This is a genomic window from Psychrobacter sp. 1U2 (assembly GCF_051847575.1).
Genome location: NZ_JBPYDC010001313.1, coordinates 1 through 634, shown reverse-complemented (window position 1 = coordinate 634; position 634 = coordinate 1). Strand labels below are relative to the sequence as shown.

1 pseudogene is annotated in these 634 nt (G+C 43.5%); it reads left to right on the top strand.

Features of this window, described 5'->3' with window-relative positions:
* Positions 1-362: pseudogene (locus ACS8FD_RS21825) on the top strand (DUF2939 domain-containing protein); the annotation flags it as partial.
* Positions 363-634 lie beyond the last annotated feature (272 nt).

Genomic DNA, 634 nt, shown 5'->3' with positions numbered 1-634 from the left:
AAAATATCGAGAGGCTGATCAATACTCAAGGACAAGCCAATACTGCGACCAAAGAGCTTGCCGCCGCTTGGGCAATCTCTAGCAATCAAATTGATCTTAAAAACCTTATCCAGGACTTGATTATTCATCGCGGTGATGTTGATATCGTAGTCAAACAACAAGTGCAGCAGATGATGAATCAGCAAGCCGCCCAATTAGAGCAGCAGGCAGCTCAAGGGACAGACAGCGATAAGCCGACCTTAAACTATTGTGGTCTTAATTGCTTTACCATTAGTGGTCAAGTCAAAGGCTACCCGATTACTATAAAGATGCAGCGTGAAGGCCTTATCGACTGGAAAATCGTAGATGTCGTGTTGCCGTAAGTTATTTAGTCCTGCCGTAAATCTTGAATAAAATACAATAAAAAACCGCCCTATAAACATAGTTTATAAGGCGGTTTTTATTGACGATCTTCTTTAAGAAGAATGACAGAGGTATCTACTTGACTCCCAAGAACTCTAAGAACTCAGGACTCTCAAAACTGGCTTGATAGAGCACCCCATCTTCACGGTAGATTGCAGGCGTGGCTATAACGGCCAGTCCAGCTGCCTTTTCACGGTTCGGTGTCACATAATCTGCGCTACAGCTAGCTGAT